Origin of the sequence: Komagataeibacter diospyri, from assembly GCF_006538165.1 — a bacterium.
Lineage (GTDB): Bacteria > Pseudomonadota > Alphaproteobacteria > Acetobacterales > Acetobacteraceae > Komagataeibacter > Komagataeibacter diospyri.
The window spans coordinates 123,009-144,491 of record NZ_BDLU01000054.1; the positions used below are offsets into that span (position 1 = coordinate 123,009).

Below are 21,483 nucleotides of genomic sequence, written 5' to 3' on the forward strand. Positions count from 1 at the left end.
CATGTGGTCGCGCCGCAATGCCCCGGTATCCATGCGGATACGGGGGACGACCGTGCGGCAGGATATTTAAGGTCAGCCCTGTGCGTTGAGCGCGCGCTGGCCGATGTCATGGCGGTAGATGCCATCGGGCCAGTTAATGACCTGAACGGCTTCATACGCACGGTCGCGGGCCTGCCGCAATGTGTCCCCCGTGGCGCAGACCGCCAGCACGCGACCGCCTGCGGCCACCAGTTCGCCTGCCGCATCCTGCTTCGTGCCCGCCTGGAATACATGCACGCCCGGCATGGCTTCGGCCGCTGCGATATTGCGGATCACGCCGCCGGTCACCGGCTTGCCGGGATAGCCACGCGCGGCCATGACCACGCTTATGGACGACTGGTTGGAAAAGCGGATATCGGTCTGTTCCAGTTGCCCCTTCGCCACGGCGGCAAGGGCGGCCAGCAGGTCGCTTTCCAGACGGATCAGCAGGGCCTGTGCTTCCGGGTCGCCAAGGCGGACATTGTATTCGATCAGTTGCGGGCCGGTCCGGGTCAGCATGATGCCTGCGAAAATGATGCCGGTGAACGGCGTGCCGCGACGCGCCATTTCACGCAGCATGGGGCGCACCAGCAGGTCCAGCGCCGCTTCCTGCTGCGCACGGTCAAACCCGGTGGGGGGAGAAACAGCGCCCATGCCGCCGGTATTGGGGCCGGTATCGCCATCGCCAATGCGTTTGTGGTCCTGCGCCGCGCCGATCAGCACGGCGGTTTCCCCCGCGCAGAAGGCGAACAGGGAGACCTCATCCCCCATCAGGCAGTCCTCGATCACCACGCTGTGGCCCGCCTGTCCCAGCGTGCCGTCGGTCATCATGTCGGTAATCGCCTGCTCGGCCTCGGCTGCACTTTGGGCCACGACCACGCCCTTGCCTGCCGCAAGGCCATCGGCCTTCACCACGACCGGCGCGCCATGACGGCGCACGTAATCCAGTGCGGGACCGGCTGCGTCAAAGCGTTCCCACCGCGCGGTGGGAATGCCTGCTGCATCACAGACTTCCTTGGTGAAGGTCTTGCTGCCTTCCAGTGCCGCGGCAGCCTGCGTGGGACCGGCGCAGGCAATGCCCGCTTTGGCGCAGGCATCGGCAATGCCCGCCACCAGTGGCGCTTCGGGGCCGGGCACGACCAGGTCGATGCGCTCACGCTGCGCCAGCGCAATCAGTCCCGGTACGTCATCGGCGCGGACGGGGCAGTTCGTGCCCAGCGCCGCAGTGCCCGGATTGCCCGGCGCAATGAACAGGGCATCAAGCAATGGCGACCGCGCAATGGCAGCGGCCATGGCATGTTCCCGTCCGCCTGATCCAACCAGCAGCACCCGCATCACTCGTTTCTCCCGTTTTTCATCTCTGCCCTTTCGGGGTGGCCGTCTCTATCATACCTTGCGCGGATGGATGAACAGTTTCCCGACTCCGGCCGCGCCATGGGCGGCAATACCCCGGAATTTTCGGTCGCCGAGATTTCAGGGGCCATCCGCCGGGTGCTTGAAGGCACGTTCGGCCGTATTCGCGTGCGTGGTGAAATCACGGAATTCATGCGCGCCCGGTCCGGGCACCTGTATTTCGCGCTCAAGGACGAAGGGGGCAAGCTGTCCTCCGTCGTGTGGCGGGGGACCGTGCCGCGGCTGGGGCTGAAACCGGAAAACGGGGTGGAGGTCATCGCCACGGGCCGGATTTCCTCCTACGGCGAACGGTCTTCCTACCAGATGGTGATCGACCGGCTGGAATATGCAGGTGAGGGTGCGCTACTGGCCCGGATCGAACGCCTGCGCCTGCGCCTTGCGGCGGAGGGCCTGTTCGATGCGGACCGCAAGCAGCCACTGCCCTTCCTGCCGCGTGTGATCGGGGTGGTCACATCGCCACAGGGCGCGGTGCTGCATGATATCCGCACCACCATTGCCCGCCGCTTTCCCCATCCCGTCCTGGTCTGGCCGGTGGCGGTGCAGGGAGAAGATGCGGCCGAACAGATCGCCCGTGCCATCACGGGTTTTGACGCGATTACGGGGGACGGTACGGTACCTCGTCCCGATGTGCTGATCGTTGCGCGTGGCGGTGGGTCGCTGGAAGACCTTATGGCGTTCAATGACGAAGCCGTGCTGCGTGCGGTAGCGGCGTGCCGTATCCCGGTGATTTCCGCCGTGGGGCATGAAACGGATACGACACTGGTCGATTTCGTGTCCGACTGCCGCGCGCCAACGCCCACGGCGGCGGCGGAAATGGCGGTGCCGGTGCGTGCCGAACTGGAGGCGGGCCTTGCGCAGCGTGATGCGCGTCTGCGCGGTGGACTTGGGCGCACGCTGCAACTGGCGCGCGCACGTCTGGACCGGGCGGCGGCGGGGTTGCCGGACCTGCCCGCCGTTGTGGAAAATGCCCGGCGGCGGCTGGATGACCGGGCCTACCGGCTGGATCTGGCGCTGCCAACGCGGATGGAACAGTTGCGCAGCCGCCTGCGTAATGCGTCCGACCGGCTGCCCGCGCCGCAGATGGTCCTTGCCCTGCGCCGCGCGGACCTTGCGCGTGTTGACGCGGCATCCCGGCAGGCCATGGCCGGTTTCCTGCATCGCCGCGTTTCCACATTGCGTGGCCTGCGTGTACCGCCCGCCATGCTGGTGGCGCAGCTGCATGCCAGCACCAGCCGCCTTGCCGGGGCGGCTGGGCAGTTGGCCTCCCTTTCCCCGCAGGCCGTGCTGGAACGTGGTTACGTGCTGGTGACCGACAGCGCGGGCAAACCCCTGGCACATGCGGCACAGGCCCGCCGGGCGACACAGGTGACCCTGACCTTTGCCGATGGCAAGGTCGCGGCCCGTCCCATCGGTCCGGGAAAAACGCAGCAGGGGCATCTGGATCTGTAATGCACATACAGGCACGAAACATGACGATAACGATACGATTCTGCGCCATGGGCGCCGCCCTGCTGCTGGCGGGGTGCGCGGGACAGGCGGCGCACCGGCCCGCACCCCGTCCCGCCGCGGGACAGGCGGCCACGCCGCCGGGACGTATTCCCCCACAGGATTTCGCTCCCGGCCTGACGGGGGAGGAAGGGACCCCCCCACAGGGCGCCATCCTGACCAATGACCCTTCGGCACCTGCGGATACGCCGCTATGTGGCCATGCGGCAAGGGAGGCGAACAGCATTGGCGCCACCATCCACCCCGATATCACCCCAACGGCCAGCAGTTGCGCCGCCAATGCATGTTTCGATGCGCAGACCGGTACCTATATCGCCGCCGATGGCAGCCGGCGGGTCTGCCGCTAGCGCCCGGGGCACAACACGCTGCATGGGTCATATACCACGGGCGGGCAGGCGGGCGTCATATTCCGATTGACTTGGTCCGGATGGATGGTTGACCCTTTGGGACATCATGAGCCTCCCCCCATCATCCGATAGCGTAGGCGACCCGCAGGCGACGGTACACATGTTCCCCCTCAAGCGCATGCTGTCGCTGCGCGAGGCAGCGGAGTATGTGGGCATCACGCTGCTGCGGCTGCGTAGCCTGCGTCTTGTGAATGCGGGGCCCCATGCCGCCATGCGCAACAAGAGCGGGGTCATGTTCCGGATCGAGGATCTGGATGAATACGTGGACAGCCTCTATCGCCGCGCCAACATTTCCCATACCGAACAGGCACGGCATCGTAACGAATGGCGCGGCAGGCTGGCCGCCCTGCCCGAAGAGGCACGCGGCGGCATATCCGATTCCTTCATGCAGATACTCACCCGTGACGAACTTCTGGAAAAAGGGGCCAATCGCGGGTTCCGCGTCCTGTTTCTTGGCGGCCTGTGCCTGATTTTCCTGTCGCATACGCCCCTGATCTGGCGGCTGTAAGGGTGTGACGCGGGGCGCATTTCGGGAAAATGCGTTTTTTGGGCTGTGCGGGTATGTTCATTCGACATACGATCCGCTACGCAGAAACCACGATAGCGGAACAATAATGGATCGGATAATGACAGGTATGCGCAGCAGCATTATGGCCCGGACCGGATACGCGCGGCTATGTGGCGCGGTTTGTGGGGCGGCACTTGCCCTGATCCCTGTCCTTGCCATGGCGCAGGATGCCGGTGGCGGCCAGCAGCAGGCACCCATACTGCCCATGCCGCCCGTGCCGGAATTCAAGCCGCTACCCCCGGGCACGAAGCCTGTGGCGCCTGTCATCGGTATTTTCAATACCCAGCAGATCATGGCGCAGTCCACGGCAGTGCAGAAGCTGCAGACCGAACTGGGCACCCGGCGCGAGGCGCTGGTGCGTGACGTCCGCGCCGAGGACGGGCAACTGCAGGCCCTGCGCCAGTCCATCATCAAGGCAGGAAAGGCTCCCACGCCGGAACAGCAGCAGGAACTGCAGAAGCGTGTGAATGCCGACCGTACCAAATTCGGGAACCGGAACCGGATTCTGGAAGAAGATGCGCAGGTTGCCCTGAACCAGGTGCAGCGTGAAATGCAGCAGATTGTCAGCGCCATTGCCACAGCCCGTGGCATGACCATGGTGCTGCAGGCTGGCACCGCCGCCCTGCATGACAACAGCCTTGATATCAGCGATCAGGTCGTGACCTATCTGAATCAGGCGCTGCCATCGGTGTACCTGCCCAGTGCTACGGAAGATCCTGAAGAAATCGCCAAGAGCGGTAAATACCCGGTCATGCCGTTCCAGCCGGCCGATAACGGCGGCGAATGATCATCTGACGGTCATTTAAAGAGTAGTAAAAGTTTTTGGGTGCCGCCTTTTGCAAAAAAGGCGGCATTCTTTTTGAAGATTTTTGAAAAAGGCTTCACCAAAAACTTCTTTATGATTTTCAGGCCAGCAGGTCGGCTGTGATCGCCCCGGTTGCCAATACGGCATCAGTGGCCGCCAGCCGGACCAGATAGCCCCGTTTTCCTCCGTTGATGACAACATAGGGCTGTGTCAGCGCTTCCTGCGCCAGGGCGGTCCGCACGCGTTTGCGCTGGCCGAACGGGCTGATCCCGCCTACGCGGAAACCCGTGCTGCGTTCGGCATCGGGGGGTGGCATCATTTCGGCTGATTTGCCGCCAAATGCGGCAGCCACCTTCTTCATGCTCAGGGTGGCAGCGACCGGCACCACAACACAGGCGGGGCGTCCATTCACCATCACCATCAGGGTCTTGAATACCCGCGCGGGATCGTCCCCGATTGATGCGGCGGCATGGTTGCCCGTCTGTCCGGCATTGGGGTCATATTCATATTCAATGACGCTGAATGTAACGCCTGCCTTTTCCAGTGCCGCCGTGGCGGGTGTCGCCCTGCTCATACGGTTTCCTTTTCCCTGAAATCATACAAAAGTTTTTGGTGAAGCCTTTTTCAAAAAGCTTCGAAAGACTTCCGCCTTATTGAAAACAGGTGGAACCCAAAAACTTTTATTTTTCAATAGGCTGTTTCAATCCCGAAATGTACATAAGTCCCCTGTGGCTGGGGACCGGGCAGGCACAGGCTGACGATCCGGGGCGCTACCGCCTCGGGCGGGGTCAGGCTGTCCATGTCCAGTGCCGGCATGGCCAGCCGGCGCAGCCGGGTCGCGACCATGCCAGGTTCAAACAGGTTGATGCGCAGCGCGCTGCCCTGTGGCAGTTCACTGACCCATGTCCTGACAATGGCGTCCTGCGCTGCGCGGGTCGCGGCCACCAGCCCCCAGAAAGGGGCGGGCGTCTGTCCATGGCTGTCGGTCAGGAAGACGGCGCGCCCGGCGGGGCTGCGTTCCAGCAGGGGGGCCAGCGTGCGGATCAGCCGCCATGTTGTCCGGGGGCCGGCCTGCATGGCCCGTTCCCAGTCACCGGGCTGCATGTGGGCCAGCGGGGACAGCATGCCCAGTTCCCCCGCGCAATGGACCATGCAGTCCAGCCTACCGAACTGCATGGCGATGGAAGGCCCAAGCGTATCCAGCTTTTCGCCATCCAGCAGGTCCAGCGGCAGCAGGGTGGCGTTCTGACCCGTATGCTGGCGGATCAGGTCATCCGTCTGTTCCAGCCCACCCTGCGTGCGTGCGGTCAGGATGCAGTGCGCGCCCGCCCGTGCCAGTGCCACGGCAACCGCCCGCCCGATGCCCCGGCTGGCGCCGGTAACCAGGGTGATGCGCCCGACGAGGTCGGTAAGCGAACCCGTCATGCAGGTTCGGGGTGGTGTTCGGCTTCGTAATCCACCAGTTCAATCGGGTAATCGCCGGTAAAGCAGGCATCGCAGTAGCGGTTGGCCGCACTCTTGCGGTCCTTGTAGCCCAGTGCGCGGTACAGCCCGTCGAACGAGATGAAGGCAAGGCTGTCCACGCCGATCAGCTTGGCCATTTCCGCGACATTGTGCTGGGCGGCAAGAAGCTGGCTGCGCTCGGGCGTGTCGATACCGTAAAAACATGAATGCGTGGTCGGCGGGGAGGAGATGCGCATATGCACTTCCTTGGCCCCCGCCGCGCGCACCATGTCCACGATCTTGCGCGACGTGGTGCCGCGCACGATGGAATCATCCACCAGCACCACACGCTTGCCATCCAGCACGGGACGGTTGGTGGAATGTTTCATCTTCACGCCCAGATTGCGGATCTGGTCGGTCGGTTCGATGAAGGTGCGGCCCACGTAATGGTTACGGATGATGCCCAGTTCGAACGGGATACCGCTTTCGGCGGCGAACCCCATGGCTGATGGCACGCCGGAATCGGGCACCGGCACGATCACGTCTGCCTCGACCGCGCTTTCACGCGCCAGTTCCACGCCAATCTGTTTACGGGTGTCATACACGGCCTTGCCATCCATGACGGAATCGGGCCGGGCGAAATAGATGTATTCAAACACGCAGAAGCGCGACTGCTTGCTGTCGAACGGCTTGAGGGAACGGATGCCATCATCGTTGATGATCACGATCTCGCCTGGTTCCACGTCGCGCACGAATTCCGCACCCACGATGTCCAGCGCGCAGGTCTCGCTGGCCAGAACCCATTTGCCTTCCGAGCCGTCTTCTTCCCGCAGGCGGCCAAGAATCAGCGGACGCACGCCCAGCGGGTCGCGCACGCCAATCAGTTCATTGCGCGACAGCACGATCAGGGAATACGCCCCCAGCACCTGCTTGAGCGCATCGATCAGACGATCCACCACGTTGGAATAGAGCGAGATGGCGATCAGGTGAATGAATACCTCGCTATCCGTAGTGGACTGGAAGATGCAGCCCCGGCGCACCAGCGCCTTGCGCAGGGTTTCGGCATTGGTCAGGTTGCCGTTATGGGCCACCGCCAGCCCACCGAATTCAAAATCGGCAAACAGCGGCTGCACATTGCGGATCAGCGTCGCCCCCGTTGTGGCGTAACGGTTGTGGCCCACCGCGCAGTTGCCCGGCAGGGTGGCCATGACGCGGGCATCGCCAAATACCTCGCCAACCAGCCCAAGTCCCTTGTGGGTGTGGAAGCGTTCGCCATCAAAGGACACGATGCCGCTGGCTTCCTGCCCGCGATGCTGCAGCGCGTGCAGACCAAGGGCGGTCAGGGCGGAAGCATCCTTGGTGTCCCATACGCCAAAAACTCCGCATTCCTCATGCGGCTTGTCATCATCATGCCGCCACTGGGCGGCGATATCATCGCGTTCGTGCTGTGTTGTGGGATCGCCGGAAACAGCATGGAAGGTAGTGCGGGACATGGTCAGCAATCTTTCCTTGACGGACGGGTGCGGGGGGTACCGACAGAAGGTTCAGATGGGCGCGTCATGCCGCGTCCCGGCGGGTTGCGCAAGGTGCGCGTGAAAGTTATCGGGCGTATAGGCGTTCAGATACGTCACACTGTCGCCAATCAGGGGAACGATACGGCTCGATCGCATGACATCGGGCCATTCGGCTGCGGGGATGAGGGCGGTGATGCCCGCGTACAGCAGTATAAGGCAGACATACCCGCGCCCCAGCCCGAATATCAGGCCCAGCATACGGTCGATCCCCGACAGGATGGACCCCTGTACCGCCTGCCCTGACAGATGGGCAGTCGTGGTGAAAATGACAAGGAGTACAAGGAACAGCACGGCAAAGGACGCAAGGGCTGCCAGCGTATGGTTGCTGATCCATTGCGTGGCATAGGGCATGAGCGCGCCATACCACGCCACGGCCATGATGATGGCCATGACCCAGGCGGCAAGGCCCAGTACTTCGCGTGAAAAGCCGCGGACCGCACCCACCACAGCCGACAGGGCGACAATGGCGATGCCTGTTGCGTCAATCCAGTTCATGCGTGCCGGACCGGGGGAGTGCCCGCCGGCAGGTAACAGGCATGGACCTGGTCCATCTATCGCGACATTTCCTGCTGTTCCGCCTGCGGCCAGCTTATGCCACCGGCATGCGGTAACGCATAGGCCAAAAATGGTCCGTTTCGATTTCGTACCCGTACTAGGGGGGTCAGGGCAGCTTGGTGGTACGGATTTTCCATGGCCGTCTGCGCGCGGCGGTGGATATGGATGTGCGTTCGGTCATGTTCAGCGCCAGCAGCAGGTTGCCCATGCGGGTGCGGCGGTCAAGTTCGGTCCACACATCCTCGGGATCGATGCTATCGGCGGCCCAGATTTCCAGCAGGTGGGTCAGGACATCGGCGCTGTGTGCGATCAGGCCCGTACGGTCATGGGTCATGAGATCCATCACGCACTGTTCGGCAGCACAGGTGAAGGCCCGACCGGCCTCGCGCGTGACACGGGTATTGCGGGGCCTGCCATCAGGGATGCGGGCCGCGTCCAGACGCGCCTGCAACCGGCCAAGCGCATGGTCGGCGCCGGGCCGGTCTGATGGCGGGGAAGGCGTGGGGCGGGAACGGGACATGGCATGATGATGGACATTATTTCGCCCACCGGTCAACAAGTCCCGCCGGATGGCCCCGATGCGTTTTTCAGATCGAGAAATACTTCGCGTGCGGGTTGAAAATCACCAGCGCCGAAGTGGACTGTTCGGGGTGCAGCTGGAAGCCATCGGTCAGGGATACACCGATTTTTTCCGCATCCAGCAGCTTCAGGATCGGCTCCTGTTCCTCCAGCCGGGGGCAGGCGGGATAGCCGAAGGAATAACGTGACCCCCGGTAGCCCTGCTGCAGCAGTTTCGCCATGTCGCGGTCGTCCTCGGCGGCGAACCCCATTTCGGCGCGCATGCGCTTGTGGGTGTATTCCGCCATGGCTTCCGCCATTTCCACCGACAGGCCATGCAGGTAGAGGTAATCCTTGTAACGGTTCGCCTCGAACCATTCACGCGCGCGGTCCGATGCATTCTGTCCTACGGTCACGACCTGCAGGCCGATCACATCGCGCTGTGCATCGTCAATGTCGCGCACGAAGTCGGCAATGCAGGCCCCGTCCGCGCGTGGCTGGCGGGGCAGGGTGAAGCGGGCGACCTCATTCGTGCCGTCCTCGCCAAACAGCACGAGGTCATTGCCCTCGCCTGCCGCCTTCCAGTAGCCGTAGCTGGCGCGCGGGTGCAGGATGTCCTGATCCGCGCACAGGGTCAGCATCTGGCGCAGCACCGGGCGCAGTTCCCTGCGTGCCCAGACCATGAAATCATCCAGCGAACGACCCTGTTTACGGAAACCCCACTGGAACTGGTACAGCGAACGTTCATTAAGGAACGGCAGCACTGCCTCCGGCGTTGCTTCCAGCACGCGCGGCCCCCAGAAGGGCGGGGTCAGCACGGGTTCGTCCGCTGTCAGTTTTTCGCGTCGTGCGCGGGCTGCAACCTTGTCCACGGGGCCGAAGCCACGGGTTTCGGCGGCTTCGATATCCTGCGTGCGGTTGGCGCGCGTGGCCTTGCCCGCGCGACGGGACTGGATGGCGGCAAGGTAGGTATCGAACTCACCCTGCACCACCTTGTCCATAAGCGACAGGCCATCGAACGCGTCACGTGCGTACGCGACACGCCCGCCTTCGCCATAGGCCGCGGTGCAGTCCTCTTCCACGTAATTGCGCGTCAGCGCCGCCCCACCCAGCATGACCGGGGCGTCAATGCCCTGACGGTGCATTTCCTCAAGGTTTTCGCGCATGATGACGGTAGACTTGACCAGCAGGCCGGACATGCCGATCGCATCGGCCCTGTGCTCACGCGCGGCCGCGATCATGTCGGCCACCGGCACCTTGATGCCCAGGTTGATGACCCGGTAACCGTTATTGGTCAGGATGATGTCGACAAGGTTCTTGCCGATGTCATGCACGTCGCCCTTTACGGTGGCCAGCACCATGGTGCCACGGGCCTGCCCTTCGGTGCGTTCCATGTGGGGTTCAAGCCATGCAACGGCGGCCTTCATCGTCTCGGCTGACTGGAGTACGAATGGCAGCTGCATCTTGCCTGCGCCAAACAGTTCGCCCACCACCTTCATGCCATCCAGCAGCACGGTGTTGATGATGTCGAGCGGCGCCATGTCCTGCATGGCTTCGGCAAGGTCGTCTTCCAGCCCCTTGCGGTCGCCATCGACAATGCGGTCCTTCAGGCGTTCGGGCGCGGTTTCGGCCCGGGCCTTCTTTACTGCGTCCGCGGCCTTGCGGTCGGCAAAGATTTCCAGCATGCGCTGCAGCGGGTCATAGCCTTCGGCGCGGCGGTCGAAAATCAGGTCTTCGGCGACCTTCACTTCCTCGGCCGCGATCAGGTGCAGCGGGCGGATTTTCGACACATGCACGATCGCCGCCGTCATCCCCGCGCGCACCGCGTGGTCAAGGAAGACCGAGTTCAGCACCGCGCGCGCTGCCGGGTTCAGCCCGAACGATATGTTGGACAGCCCCAGCACGATCTGGATATCGGGGAAGCGTTCGCGGATCAGGCGGATGCCCTCCAGCGTCCATTCGCCCAGCTTGCGGTCATCTTCCGTGCCGGTGCCGATGGTGAATGTCAGCGGGTCGATCATCAGGTCGGATTGCGGCAGACCGTGCTTTTCGCATGCGAATTCAACCAGCCTTGTCGCGATGCGCAGCTTGTCTTCCGCAGTCTTGGCCATGCCCACTTCATCAATGGTCAGCGCAATGACCGATGCGCCAAACTTGCGTGCCAGCAGCATGCGTTCGGTGGCGATTGCCTCCCCATCCTCGAAATTGATGGAGTTGATGATCGGCTTGCCGCCATGCAGCTTCAGCGCCGCCTCGATCACCGGGGTTTCGGTGGAATCGATCACCAGCGGCGCGTTGACCGAGGACGTGAAGCGGGTGACCACCGCGTTCATTTCCTTCATTTCGTCACGGCCCACGAAGGCGGTGCAGATATCAAGTGCGTTGGAGCCTTCGGCCACCTGTTCGCGGCCCAGCGCGACACAGCCATCCCAGTCGCCGGCTTCCTGCAGCTGCCGCCATTTTTTCGATCCGTTGGCGTTGCAGCGCTCGCCAATCGAGAAATAGCTGTTTTCCTGCCGCAGCGGCACCTGTGAGTACAGGCTGGCGACCGACGGGATCCATACCGGCTTGCGCGGCACGGGGGCGGGACGGATGCGGCCCGTGCCCTCGGCGCGCTTGCGCAGCATCTGGTCCAGGGCCTGCGTATGCGGCGTGGAGGTGCCACAGCACCCGCCAATCAGGTTCAGCCCGTCCTCGGTAATGAAACGCTCGACCCAGCTTGCCATTTCGGCAGGTGTCAGCGGATAGTGCGTCGTGCCATTGACCAGTTCGGGCAGGCCCGCATTGGGCTGGACCGAGATCAGGCCCGGCCAGTTTTCGGACAGCCAGCGCACATGTTCCGCCATTTCCTGCGGGCCGGTGGCGCAGTTCAGGCCCATAAGCGGCACGTCCAGCGCGTTGATGACCGTGGCGGCGGCGGCAATGTCGGGGCCGACCAGCAGCGTGCCCGTGGTTTCCACTGTGACCTGCACGAAAATGGGGGTATCCACGCCCATCTCGGCGCGCGCGATCTTGGCGCCATTCACGGCGGCCTTGATCTGCAGCGTGTCCTGGCATGTCTCGATCAGGAAGCAGTCAACACCCCCTTCGATCAGGCCACGGCACTGCTCGGCCAGGCCCGCTTCCAGCGTGTCGTAATCGATATTGCCCAGCGAAGGCAGCTTGGTCCCCGGCCCGATGGAGCCGACAACGTAGCGGTGGCGGCCATCGGCAAAGGTCTCGGCAGCTTCACGCGCCAGATGGGCGGCCGTGCGGTTGATTTCACGCGCGCGGTCCGCCAGCCCGAATTCCGCCAGTGTTATGGGCGAGCCGCCAAAGCTGTTGGTTTCCACCATATCGGCCCCGGCCTCGAAATACCCGCGGTGAATTTCGCGCACCAGTTCAGGCCGGGACAGGTTCAGGATTTCGGTGCAGTTTTCCTGCCCCCAGTAATCGCGCTCGACCTCAAGGTCCAGAAGCTGTACGCGCGAACCCATGCCGCCGTCACACAGCAGGACCTGATCGCGAAGGGCATCGAGAAGATGGGGACGAGTGGTCATTGTTATCCTGATGTCTCATGAAAGGGGACACGGCGGGCGATGGCATTGTGCCGTCGGGTGTCCGGTAACTGTCTTGCATAAAGTTATGTCCGGTGCCCTTTATTCCCTTAACTTCCCGCCAGTGTCCAGCGCCATTGCCCCAGATGGAGCATACCCGCAGGCCCGTATGGATAAATGGAGAATGCCATGACCCGTGACGGGCGTATCGTGCTGGAATTCCTGACCCGCCCCGCAATCCCCCATCCGCGCGCCGATACCCTGCTGGTGGTGGATCATGCGCATGCATCCGTGTCGGGGGCTGCATGGGCCGGTGTCGTCACGGTGGACCAGCCTGCCGCATCGCCGTTCACGCATGCAAAGGGATGCGTGTGCTGCACGGGGCGCGGCGGGGAACTTGCAGCGGTGCTGGGTGATGTTGTCCGCAGGCGTGCCACGGGCGACCTGAAATGGTTCGACCGCGTTGCCGTGCTGCCACCCGAAGGGCAGGAAACGGCCTGGCGGGCAGCACTCTCGGGGGATGTCGTGGTCAATGCGCGCTTTGCCATGCAGCCCCCGCATCCGGATTCGGCCTGAAAAACAGTCCCGTTAAGGAACCCTTTGCTTTCTGCTCCTAGTCTGAACCGCGTGAATGGACAGAGCGTGTAGAGCAAAAGGGGTGCCGTGGGCCATCCAGACCAATCAGCGGACCCGGACGCACATGGACAGGCGGATACCCGGCATGCACCGGAACTGATCCGCCTGCAGGCGGTGCTGCGCGCGGCCCGTTTCCACGGCATTGACCTTGACGTGCGTGATTTTGCCGGCGAGGCCGGCCAGTCCGTGCCCACCATTCCCGCCCTTGCGCGGTGGGTGGAGGAAAATGGCGGCAGCGCACGGGGCATGCGCCTGCAATGGCGTGAAGTCGTGCGCCTGCGTGACGTGCCGCCGGTTGTCCTGATGTTCACGGACGGGTCGGCGGGGCTGATGGTGGGGGCGGACGCGGCCCGTGGCGTGGTCTGGCTGGCTGATCCCTTCGCCAGTCCTGACACATCCCCCGTGGCGGTGGACGAACTGCGGCTGGAGGGCGTGTGGAGTGGCGACGTGCTGCTGGTGCGCGGCGGGCAGGACGGCGCACGCAGGGAAGACGCCATCAACTTCGCATGGCTGCGGCGCATGGTGCTGGGGGAACGCCGGCTGCTGCGCGACGTGATTATCGCCTCCATGGTCATAAGCGTGCTGGCGATCTTCCCGCCGCTGATCGTCATGCAGGTCATTGACCGGGTGGTGAACTTCCATTCCATGTCCACGCTGGTTTCCCTGACCGGGCTGGTGGGGGTGATGTCGTTTTATGAAATCCTGCTGACCTATGCCCGGCGCGAGATCACGCTGGTACTGACCACGCGGCTGGATACGCGCATATCGCTGGCGGTGTTCGACCGCCTGCTGGCCCTGCCGCTGGAATTCTTCGAACGCGAACAGGCGGGCAACGTGATCGGCCGCGTCAGCGCGATCTACAAGGTCCGGCAGTTCATGACCGGGCGGCTGCTGGGTACGTTCCTTGACATGTTCACCCTGCTGGTCGTCATGCCCTTCCTGTTCTGGCTCAGCGCCACGCTGGCCTGCCTGACGGTGGTTGCGGCCGGACTGATCGGGGTGGTCATCCTGCTGGCCATGCCTGCCGTGGCGCGGCTTATGGGCCGGCAGGTCCGCGCCGAGATGGAGCGCAGCGGCGCGCTGTATGAAACGGTGGCCGGTATCCGCACCATCAAGACGCTGGCATTGGAACCCGTGCGGCGCGAAGTCTGGGATGAAAAGACCGCTGATGTGGTGGCCGCGTCCCTTGATGCGGGGCGCATGGGCAACTGTGTCGCGACGGCGGTTATGCCGCTGGACCTGTTCATCAATCGCGGCATCATCCTGATCGGGGCGTATCTGGCCATTACCTCGACCACTTCAGGGATGGAGGCCGGGGCGCTGATGGCATTCACCATGCTGGGTGGCCGGGTTGCGGCCCCGCTGGTGGGCATGGCGCGGCTGATTGACGACCTGAATGAAGTGCGCAGCGCGCTGGCGGAAGCGGGGTCCGTCCTCAACCGCCCGACCGAAACCCGGGCGCTGACCACCGGCCTGCGCCCGCCCATCCATGGCGCGCTGGCGTTTTCGGATGTGTGCTTCACCTATCCCGGTGCGCCCGCGCCCGCGCTGTCGGGTGTCACGTTCAGCGTGCCCGCGGGCACCATGCTGGGGCTGGTCGGGCGCAGCGGGTCGGGCAAGTCCACCATCACGCGCCTGCTGCAGGGTGTCAGCCGCAGCTATACCGGTCACCTGCGGCTGGATGGCATCGACCTGCGTGAAATCAACCTGACCTACCTGCGCCGGTCCTGCGGGGTGGTGCTGCAGGACAATTTCCTGTTCCGCGGCACCATCCGCGACAACATCATCGCAGGCCGCCCCGGCCTGACGCTGGAAGACGTGGTGCGGGCCGCGCGCCTTGCGGGGGCGGAAGAATTCATAGAACGCATGCCCGCGGGCTTCGATACATGGATCGAGGAAGGGTCCACCAACATATCGGGCGGCCAGCGCCAGCGCCTTGCCATTGCGCGCGCCGTGATCTCCGACCCCAGGCTCATGATCCTTGATGAAGCGACCTCCGCCCTTGACCCGGAAAGCGAGGCGGTGGTCAACGCCAACCTGCGTCACCTTGCGCGGGGACGCACGATGGTGATCGTCTCGCACCGTCTTGCCTCGCTGGTGGCGTGCCATCAGATCTGTGTCATGGACCATGGGCAGGTGGTCGATATCGGCACGCATGACGAACTGCTGGCACGCTGTACCATCTACCGCACGCTGTGGATGCAGCAGAACCATCCCGATGGCATGAATGATGGCGATGGGCCGCCTGCCGTCCCCCATATGCATGGGGACGCGGCATGAGTGGTCATGACCTTGTGCCTCCCACGTCCGAGGCGGCGGAAGAATCCGGCATGCTGTCGGTCCTGCCGCCACCCACGGCGGATATTCCCACTGACCTGCCCCCCGCGCTGCTGGCGTTCTATTCCCCATCTGCTGCACTCATCGACATGCCGCCGTCCGATGCGGCACGCTATGTCATCTGGCTGGTTGCGGCATTGGCCGGGGCGGGGCTGCTGGTCATGACGTTTTTCCCGCTGGACCGGGTGGTCAGCGTGAATGGCCGCCTGACGCCGTTTGACGACACGATGGTGCTGCAGCCGCTGGAAACCTCCATCATCCGCATGGTGGAGGTGCATGAGGGCGATACCGTACACAAGGGGCAGGTGCTGGCCCGGCTGGACCCCACGGTAACGGATGCGGATGTCACCAACATGCGCCGCCAGGTCGCGGCCTACCGGGCGGAGGTCGCCCGCCGCACGGCCGAAGCCGAAGGGCGTCCCTACACGGCGGACATGAACGATCCCGCATCCGTGCAGGAAGCCGCCGCCTACCTGCGCCGTCAGGCGGAATATACCGCCCAGATGTCCAATTACGACCGGCAGGTTGCCGGACTGGAAAGTGAACTGCAGGGGTATGAGGCCAGTGCGGCAATGTATGCCGCCCGCGCCCGTGTCGCACGTGATGTACAGGACATGCGCGTGCGCCTGCAGCATGAACAGGTGGGCAGCCGGCTGTCCACACTGGCGGCGCAGGATACGCTTATGGAGGTGACACGCTCACAGGTGTCCGCCCGCCATTCCGCCGACAGCACCCGCGCCCGGCTGGAGGCCATGAAGGCCCAGCGCGACGGATATGCCAGCAACTGGCACGCCACGGTATATCAGGACCTTGCCCTGGCCCAGCATCGTCTGGCGGATGCCGATGACAGTTACAGCAAGGCGGTGCTGCATCATGACCTGATCGTCATGCGTGCCGACCGGGACGCGGTGGTACTGAGCATCGCGCACCTGTCCGCCGGTTCGGTCATTCAGGCGGCGACCCCGCTGCTGACGCTGGTGCCAGCAGGCAGCCATCTGGACATGGTGGCCACGTTGCGCGGGGTGGATGCGGGTTACGTGCGGGCGGGGGACCCGGCACTGCTGAAATTCGCAGCCTTCCCCTACACCCAGTATGGCGGGGGGGATGCGACAGTACGTGTCATAAGTCCGGATTCCTTTACTACATCTGGTGCAAAGCCCGGCGCCAGCGCCGAACAGGGTGGTGATACGGGCGATACGATGAATGCCTATTACCGTGTGCGCCTGTCCATCGACCGGTACACCCTGCATGGGGTGCCGCCCTTCTTCCGGCCCCAGCCGGGTATGCCGGTCGAGGCGGATATCCATGTCGGGCGTCGCACCATCATGCAGTACCTGCTCAACCGCCTCCTGCCTGCCGTGACCGACGGCATGCGCGAACCCTGATCGGGGGACAGCGTTGGTGCGCAAATTTCTGTCTGGCCTGCTGGGGGGGATCACGCCCGCCGCCCGTTTCCGCCATGCGTGCCGCCTGCTGGAACATGAAGGGCGTTCGGCGCAGGGGTTCGCCCTTCTGGGGCGTCTTGCGCGTGGGGGCATGGTAGTCGCGCAGTATCAGGTGGCGCGTGCCTACCTTGATGGCAGCGGCGTTCCGCGCAGCCCGCTCGAGGGCGTGCGCTGGATGCATAGGGCCGCGTGCGCGGGGCATGTGGAGGCCTGCTTTTCCCTTGCCCTGATGCTGCTGGTTGATCCACCGGGCCACGGGGGAGATCACAGGGGGGCTGATGGTCTGCTGCCCATGGCGTTGCCCGAAGGCATCGACCGCTGGCCTGACCCTGAAGCCGCAACCGGCTGGGCGCGGCAGGCGGCGCAGGCAGGGCTGGCGGACGCGCAGGCCCTGTATGGTTACCTGCTGGCGACCGGCCCGGAATCCGTGCGCGACCCGCAGGCCGCGCGGATGTGGTGTGAACGCGCGGCACGGGCCGGTTGCCCACAGGGGGACCTTGGGCTGGCGGTGACCCATTTTTCGGCATCGGACCAGTTGCCGGGAACCGATCCTGACGCGGTGGCGGCCCTGATCCGTGCAGCGGATAGCGGATTGCCAACCGCGCAGTACATGCTGGGTCTGCTGCATGAACGGGGCTGGGGTCTGTCGCTGGACCGGACGCAGGCTGAACAGTGGTATGCCCGTGCCGCAGTACAGGGCGTGCGTCCCGCACAGGCGCGTTATGGCGCGTTGCTGCTGGAGGATACGGGCAGCAGGCCGCGCAACGCCATGACAGCCGAGACATGGCTGCGCCGTGCCGCCCTTGCAGGTGATCGGGAGGCGGCGGCCCTGCTGGGGGACCTGCATGCGCGTGGGGAAGCAGCCCTGCCAGGCGATCATGAAGCCATGATCTGGTACCGCCGGGCGGCGGAACAGGATCATGCAGTGGCCTGTCGCATGCTGGCGCTGCTTTACATGCACGGTCGCGGCGCGGCGGCCGATCCTGATCAGGCCCGTCACTGGCTGGCGCGGGCGGCCGAACTGGGTGATGTCGCGGCCATGACCGACCTGGCTGCATCACTGGTGGCGCAGGGACAGGAAATGCATTCCGTCACCGGTCTGCCACTGCCCGATTTCATGTCCGCGGCACAGGCGGGGGATCCGGTTGCGGCTTTCAACCTTGCGGTCTGCCTGCATGACGGGGTGGGGGGCGTGACGGATCCGGTACAGGCCGCGTCGTGGATGGAACGGGCCGCCCATGCGGGCGTGGTCAATGCCGAATACTGGTATGGACGCATGCTGCTGGATGGGGACGGGGTGGCGGCGGACGCGGTCCACGCCCGTCTCTGGCTGGAACGTGCCGCCGAACATGGACTGGCCGAGGCCTGCGTGGCGGCCGCGCAGTTGCGGCTGGAAGGGCGGGGTGGTCCGCGTGACCATGCGGGCGCGCTGGCGCTGTACCATCGTGCGGCACGATCGGGTCGGGCCGATGCCATGTTTTCCCTTGGCGCCATGTATGGCGGCGGCCATGACCTGCCGCCGGACCGGGCACAGGCGCTGCACTGGTTCACGCAGGGTGCCGAAGGGGGCAATGCCCTGTCGCAGCTCATGCTGGGTCGGTATCTGGCAAGGGGGCTGGCTGGCTCCGTGGACCGTGTGCGTGCCCGGTACTGGCTGGAACAGGCGGCGGCAGGGGGCGTGCGTGCCGCACGTGATGAACTGGACCATATGACCCGTACGGATGAACATGCCCCAACGTGAAGCGGGCGTGGCGGCCGGACCGGGTGCGGATGTCGTGGATGCCATGCGGCATGCGCGTCATCTGGCTGAACAGGGGCAGCATGAGCTGGCGCTGGCGTGGATGGAACGTGCGGCCCGTCTGGCTCCGACGGACAGGGGCGTGCTGTACGCGTTGGCCGCAGCCCGTCTGGGTGCCGGTGACGGGACTGGCGCGGCCAACGCGGTTGAAACGGTCATGGCGACGGGGGAATTCCGCGCGGGCCTGCGCCTGCAGGTGCTGGCCCATTGCGTGGCGCGCGCCTGGACACAGGCGGCCCGTCTCCTGGGGCGTTTTTTTACCTGTTACGGCTTTGACCCGGCCCTGCGCATTCCGGCGGGACTGGTATGCCAGCGTATGACGTTGCGTGGCTGGTGTGCGCTGGAGCCTGATGGCGTTCTGCACTGGGGCGGGCTGCCCGACGGCTGTGCGCCGGATGTGATACTGGATGGGCAGGTATGGACGCCCCGACGGCATGACGGGCTGTGCGTGACACTGCCTCGGTACTGGCGGCAGGCCCATGATATCGTGGTGCAGTATGACGGCATACCCCTGCTGGGCGCACGGCCGGACCGGGCGGAACTGTTGCATGTAACAGGGGCTGTCATGCCCGATGCTCAGGGCATGACAGGCTGGGCCTTCATGCCCGCGCAGCCTGATCAGCCCCCCGTGCTGTCCGTATCCGATGATGCCTACGGCAGCCGTTCCCCTGTCCTGTCGCGGCAGTGGGGGGCAGGGGGGGACGATATTGCTGGTCCAGGCGCGCCGGTATGGGGCTTTGGCATGGCGTGGGCCGATCTTGCGCCACAGGGCATGGTGCATGTCGCCTTGCCTGATGGGCGGCAACTGACTGGTGCCCCGCTGCCGGTGTGCCTGCCACGGGCGCGGCAGGTGTTTCCTACCATGCGACGACGGGTGCGCATCCCCGCCCATATGTCCCCGCGTGCGGCGCGCTGCCGGGTGGTGATCCCGGTCTATGCCAATCGGGTGCGTACGCTGGCCTGCCTGAACAGCGTGTTTGACACGCTGGCCCGGCGGTCTGATGGCACAGTCACGGAAATCATGGTGGTGGACGATGCGACGCCGGAGCCGGCGCTGGCATTGGCGCTGGATGATCTGGCGGAGGCGGGACGGATCAGCCTGCGTCGGCATGATGCCAATCTGGGGTATCCGGCAGCGGTCAATACCGCCCTGTCCGACGCGGATGGCATGGATGTCGTGCTGCTGAACAGCGACACGCTGCTGGCTCCTGGCTGGCTGGATGAAATGCTGCGCGTGGCTTACATGCGGATTGATACGGGCACGGTCTCTCCCCTGTCCAATGATGCCTCCATCCTGACATGGCCCGAGCCGGAGGCGCCCTGGCCCTGTGACATGGAGACGGTCCACCGGATTATGGCGGCCAGCCTGCACGCCAATGGGGGGCAGGATGTGGAAATCCCCACCGCGCATGGTTTCTGCATGCTGGTCCGTCATGACTGCCTGCGCCAGACCGGCCTGTTCCGCCCTGAATTCTATGGCCGGGGATATGGGGAGGAAAATGATTTTTCCATGCGCGCCCGGCTGGCGGGCTGGCGGCACCGGGTGGCGGCGGGCGTATTCGTGGGGCATGTGGGCGGTGTGTCGTTCGGGGCGCAGCGCAGGGCGCTGCAGCAGCGTAACCTGTGGATACTGAACCGGCTGTTTCCCGGTTATGACGCACTGGTGCAGGCGCATATCGCGGCGGACCCGCTGGCGGCGGCACGCCAGCGCCTGTCGCTTCTGGTGTGGCATCGTGCCGCGCGCCAGATGGGGGGGAATGGTGCGGTCCTGCTGGTAACCCATGCCGGGACGGGGGGCGTAGCCCGCGTGGTCGCCCATCGCGTGCGGGAATGGGGGAAGGCGGGTTGCAGCCCGCTTGTGCTGGAACCGGCGGCGGATGGGTTCTTGCTGCGTGACGGCAGGCAGGCCAGCCCGTGTCCCGCGCTGCATTTTGCATGGCCGGCACAGGGGGACGCGCTGGTGGCGCTGTTGCGGGCAGTTGGTCTGCGTCTGGTCGAGGTACACCACCATCTGGGCCATGGTGCGCGGGTGCGTGACCTGTGTGCGCGACTGGACGTGCCATATGACCGGCATGTGCATGATTATGCCGGGATCTGCCCGCGTATTACGCTGGTGGGGCCTGCGGGGCGTTATTGCGGGGAGCCGGATGTGGCGGGGTGCCGGGCCTGTGTCGATGCGCTGGGTTCACTGGTGGATGAGACGGATGTGGACCGCCTGCGCAGCATTACGGCGTGTGAACTTGCCGGGGCGCGGCGCGTGATCGTGCCGTCGGCGGATGTGGCCAGCAGGCTGGCGCGTTACGTCCCGGATGTTCCGTATGAAATATCCGCGCTGGAACATGACAGTCCCGGCCTGTCCCTGCACCAGTTCGCTGCAGCCTGCGCGGACCGGCCCGCAATCGGCCTGCCGCCGCGTAATGATCGGTGCCGCGTCGTGGTGGCGGGGGGCATCGGACCGGACAAGGGGCATGGGATCATGCTTGCGGCTGCACGGGACGCGCAGGCGCGGGACCTGCCGCTGGAATTCATCGTGGTGGGCCATACGTCCGATGACGCGGCCCTGCTGGAAACCGGGCGCGTGTTCATTACCGGACGGTATGAGGGGGAGGAAGCGGTGTCCCTGCTGCGTGGGGCGGCGGGAGATGTGGGGTTCGTGCCCTCCATCTGTCCCGAGACATGGTGCTTCACCCTGACCCAGCTCTGGCGTGCAGGACTGCGCTGCGTGGCATTTGACCTTGGTGCCGTCGCGGCCCGCATCCGCGCAACGGGGCGGGGGACATGTCTGCCGCTGGGGCTGCCCGTTCACCAATTGAATACGTTTTTGCTGTCTTATGCCCGGGCCGGGCATCCCGCCACGGCCAGCGTCCATCCATTGATTTAAGCG

Annotated in this window: 16 protein-coding genes; 9 read left to right on the forward strand and 7 right to left on the reverse strand. The window is 64.7% G+C overall.

Translation table 11 applies throughout. The annotated features are described in order from the left end of the window. Window positions 1-72 precede the first annotated feature (72 nt). Complete coding sequence (purD, locus tag MSKU9_RS12600; RefSeq protein WP_141261809.1) at window positions 73-1,353, reverse strand: phosphoribosylamine--glycine ligase; 1,281 nt, start codon at window positions 1,351-1,353, stop codon at window positions 73-75. A gap of 66 nt (window positions 1,354-1,419) precedes the next feature. Between purD and xseA the strand changes: the two genes are divergently transcribed. The 4 genes from xseA to MSKU9_RS12620 all read left to right on the forward strand — a co-directional run bounded on the left by xseA (window position 1,420) and on the right by MSKU9_RS12620 (window position 4,699). After that, a complete protein-coding gene (xseA, locus tag MSKU9_RS12605; RefSeq protein ID WP_141261760.1) occupies window positions 1,420-2,880 on the forward strand; it encodes an exodeoxyribonuclease VII large subunit in 1,461 nt (486 codons plus the stop codon). 47 nt (window positions 2,881-2,927) lie between these two features. Next, on the forward strand, window positions 2,928-3,284 hold the full coding sequence (locus MSKU9_RS12610; protein WP_141261810.1) for a BA14K family protein: 357 nt from the start codon (window positions 2,928-2,930) through the stop codon (window positions 3,282-3,284). 160 nt (window positions 3,285-3,444) lie between these two features. Beyond that, window positions 3,445-3,852, forward strand: coding sequence for a DNA-binding protein (locus MSKU9_RS12615; protein WP_141261811.1), 408 nt, complete (start codon window positions 3,445-3,447; stop codon window positions 3,850-3,852). A 127-nt stretch (window positions 3,853-3,979) separates the two neighbouring features. After that, window positions 3,980-4,699 (forward strand): OmpH family outer membrane protein, encoded by a 720-nt coding sequence (locus MSKU9_RS12620; RefSeq protein WP_141261812.1) that lies wholly within the window; start codon window positions 3,980-3,982, stop codon window positions 4,697-4,699. A 118-nt stretch (window positions 4,700-4,817) separates the two neighbouring features. Here MSKU9_RS12620 and ybaK read toward each other — a convergent pair whose 3' ends face one another. The 6 genes from ybaK to metH all read right to left on the reverse strand — a co-directional run bounded on the left by ybaK (window position 4,818) and on the right by metH (window position 12,386). Beyond that, complete coding sequence (gene ybaK, locus MSKU9_RS12625) at window positions 4,818-5,291, reverse strand: Cys-tRNA(Pro) deacylase (protein WP_141261761.1); 474 nt, start codon at window positions 5,289-5,291, stop codon at window positions 4,818-4,820. A gap of 113 nt (window positions 5,292-5,404) precedes the next feature. Further along, a complete protein-coding gene (locus MSKU9_RS12630) occupies window positions 5,405-6,142 on the reverse strand; it encodes an SDR family NAD(P)-dependent oxidoreductase (RefSeq protein WP_141261762.1) in 738 nt (245 codons plus the stop codon). Continuing rightward, window positions 6,139-7,653 carry an amidophosphoribosyltransferase gene (gene purF, locus MSKU9_RS12635; RefSeq protein WP_141261763.1) on the reverse strand — a complete coding sequence of 505 codons (1,515 nt, stop codon included), beginning with the start codon at window positions 7,651-7,653 and terminating at the stop codon, window positions 6,139-6,141. Before purF ends, MSKU9_RS12630 begins: the two co-directional genes overlap by 4 nt. A gap of 51 nt (window positions 7,654-7,704) precedes the next feature. Then, window positions 7,705-8,229 carry a CvpA family protein gene (locus MSKU9_RS12640; RefSeq protein WP_141261764.1) on the reverse strand — a complete coding sequence of 175 codons (525 nt, stop codon included), beginning with the start codon at window positions 8,227-8,229 and terminating at the stop codon, window positions 7,705-7,707. Window positions 8,230-8,395: 166 nt separating this feature from the next. Further along, a complete protein-coding gene (locus tag MSKU9_RS12645) occupies window positions 8,396-8,809 on the reverse strand; it encodes a phosphoribosyl-ATP pyrophosphatase (protein ID WP_141261765.1) in 414 nt (137 codons plus the stop codon). A gap of 67 nt (window positions 8,810-8,876) precedes the next feature. Beyond that, on the reverse strand, window positions 8,877-12,386 hold the full coding sequence (metH, locus tag MSKU9_RS12650; RefSeq protein ID WP_141261766.1) for a methionine synthase: 3,510 nt from the start codon (window positions 12,384-12,386) through the stop codon (window positions 8,877-8,879). A gap of 186 nt (window positions 12,387-12,572) precedes the next feature. On the opposite strand from metH, the gene MSKU9_RS12655 reads away from it, so the two are divergent. From MSKU9_RS12655 to MSKU9_RS12675, 5 genes are all read left to right on the forward strand, one after another. Further along, window positions 12,573-12,959 carry a hypothetical protein gene (locus tag MSKU9_RS12655; protein ID WP_141261767.1) on the forward strand — a complete coding sequence of 129 codons (387 nt, stop codon included), beginning with the start codon at window positions 12,573-12,575 and terminating at the stop codon, window positions 12,957-12,959. An 87-nt stretch (window positions 12,960-13,046) separates the two neighbouring features. Continuing rightward, entirely contained in the window at window positions 13,047-15,299 is a 2,253-nt protein-coding gene (locus tag MSKU9_RS12660; protein WP_141261768.1) for a peptidase domain-containing ABC transporter, read from the forward strand. Next, window positions 15,296-16,741: an HlyD family type I secretion periplasmic adaptor subunit gene (locus tag MSKU9_RS12665; protein ID WP_141261769.1), complete on the forward strand. Its 1,446-nt coding sequence runs from the start codon at window positions 15,296-15,298 to the stop codon at window positions 16,739-16,741. The genes MSKU9_RS12660 and MSKU9_RS12665 overlap by 4 nt, the downstream gene beginning before the upstream one ends. A gap of 13 nt (window positions 16,742-16,754) precedes the next feature. Continuing rightward, the gene (locus tag MSKU9_RS12670; protein WP_141261770.1) at window positions 16,755-18,542 is read left to right on the forward strand and encodes a tetratricopeptide repeat protein; all 1,788 of its coding nucleotides are present in this window, start codon (window positions 16,755-16,757) and stop codon (window positions 18,540-18,542) included. Beyond that, complete coding sequence (locus tag MSKU9_RS12675; protein ID WP_141261771.1) at window positions 18,529-21,480, forward strand: glycosyltransferase; 2,952 nt, start codon at window positions 18,529-18,531, stop codon at window positions 21,478-21,480. The genes MSKU9_RS12670 and MSKU9_RS12675 overlap by 14 nt, the downstream gene beginning before the upstream one ends. Window positions 21,481-21,483 lie beyond the last annotated feature (3 nt).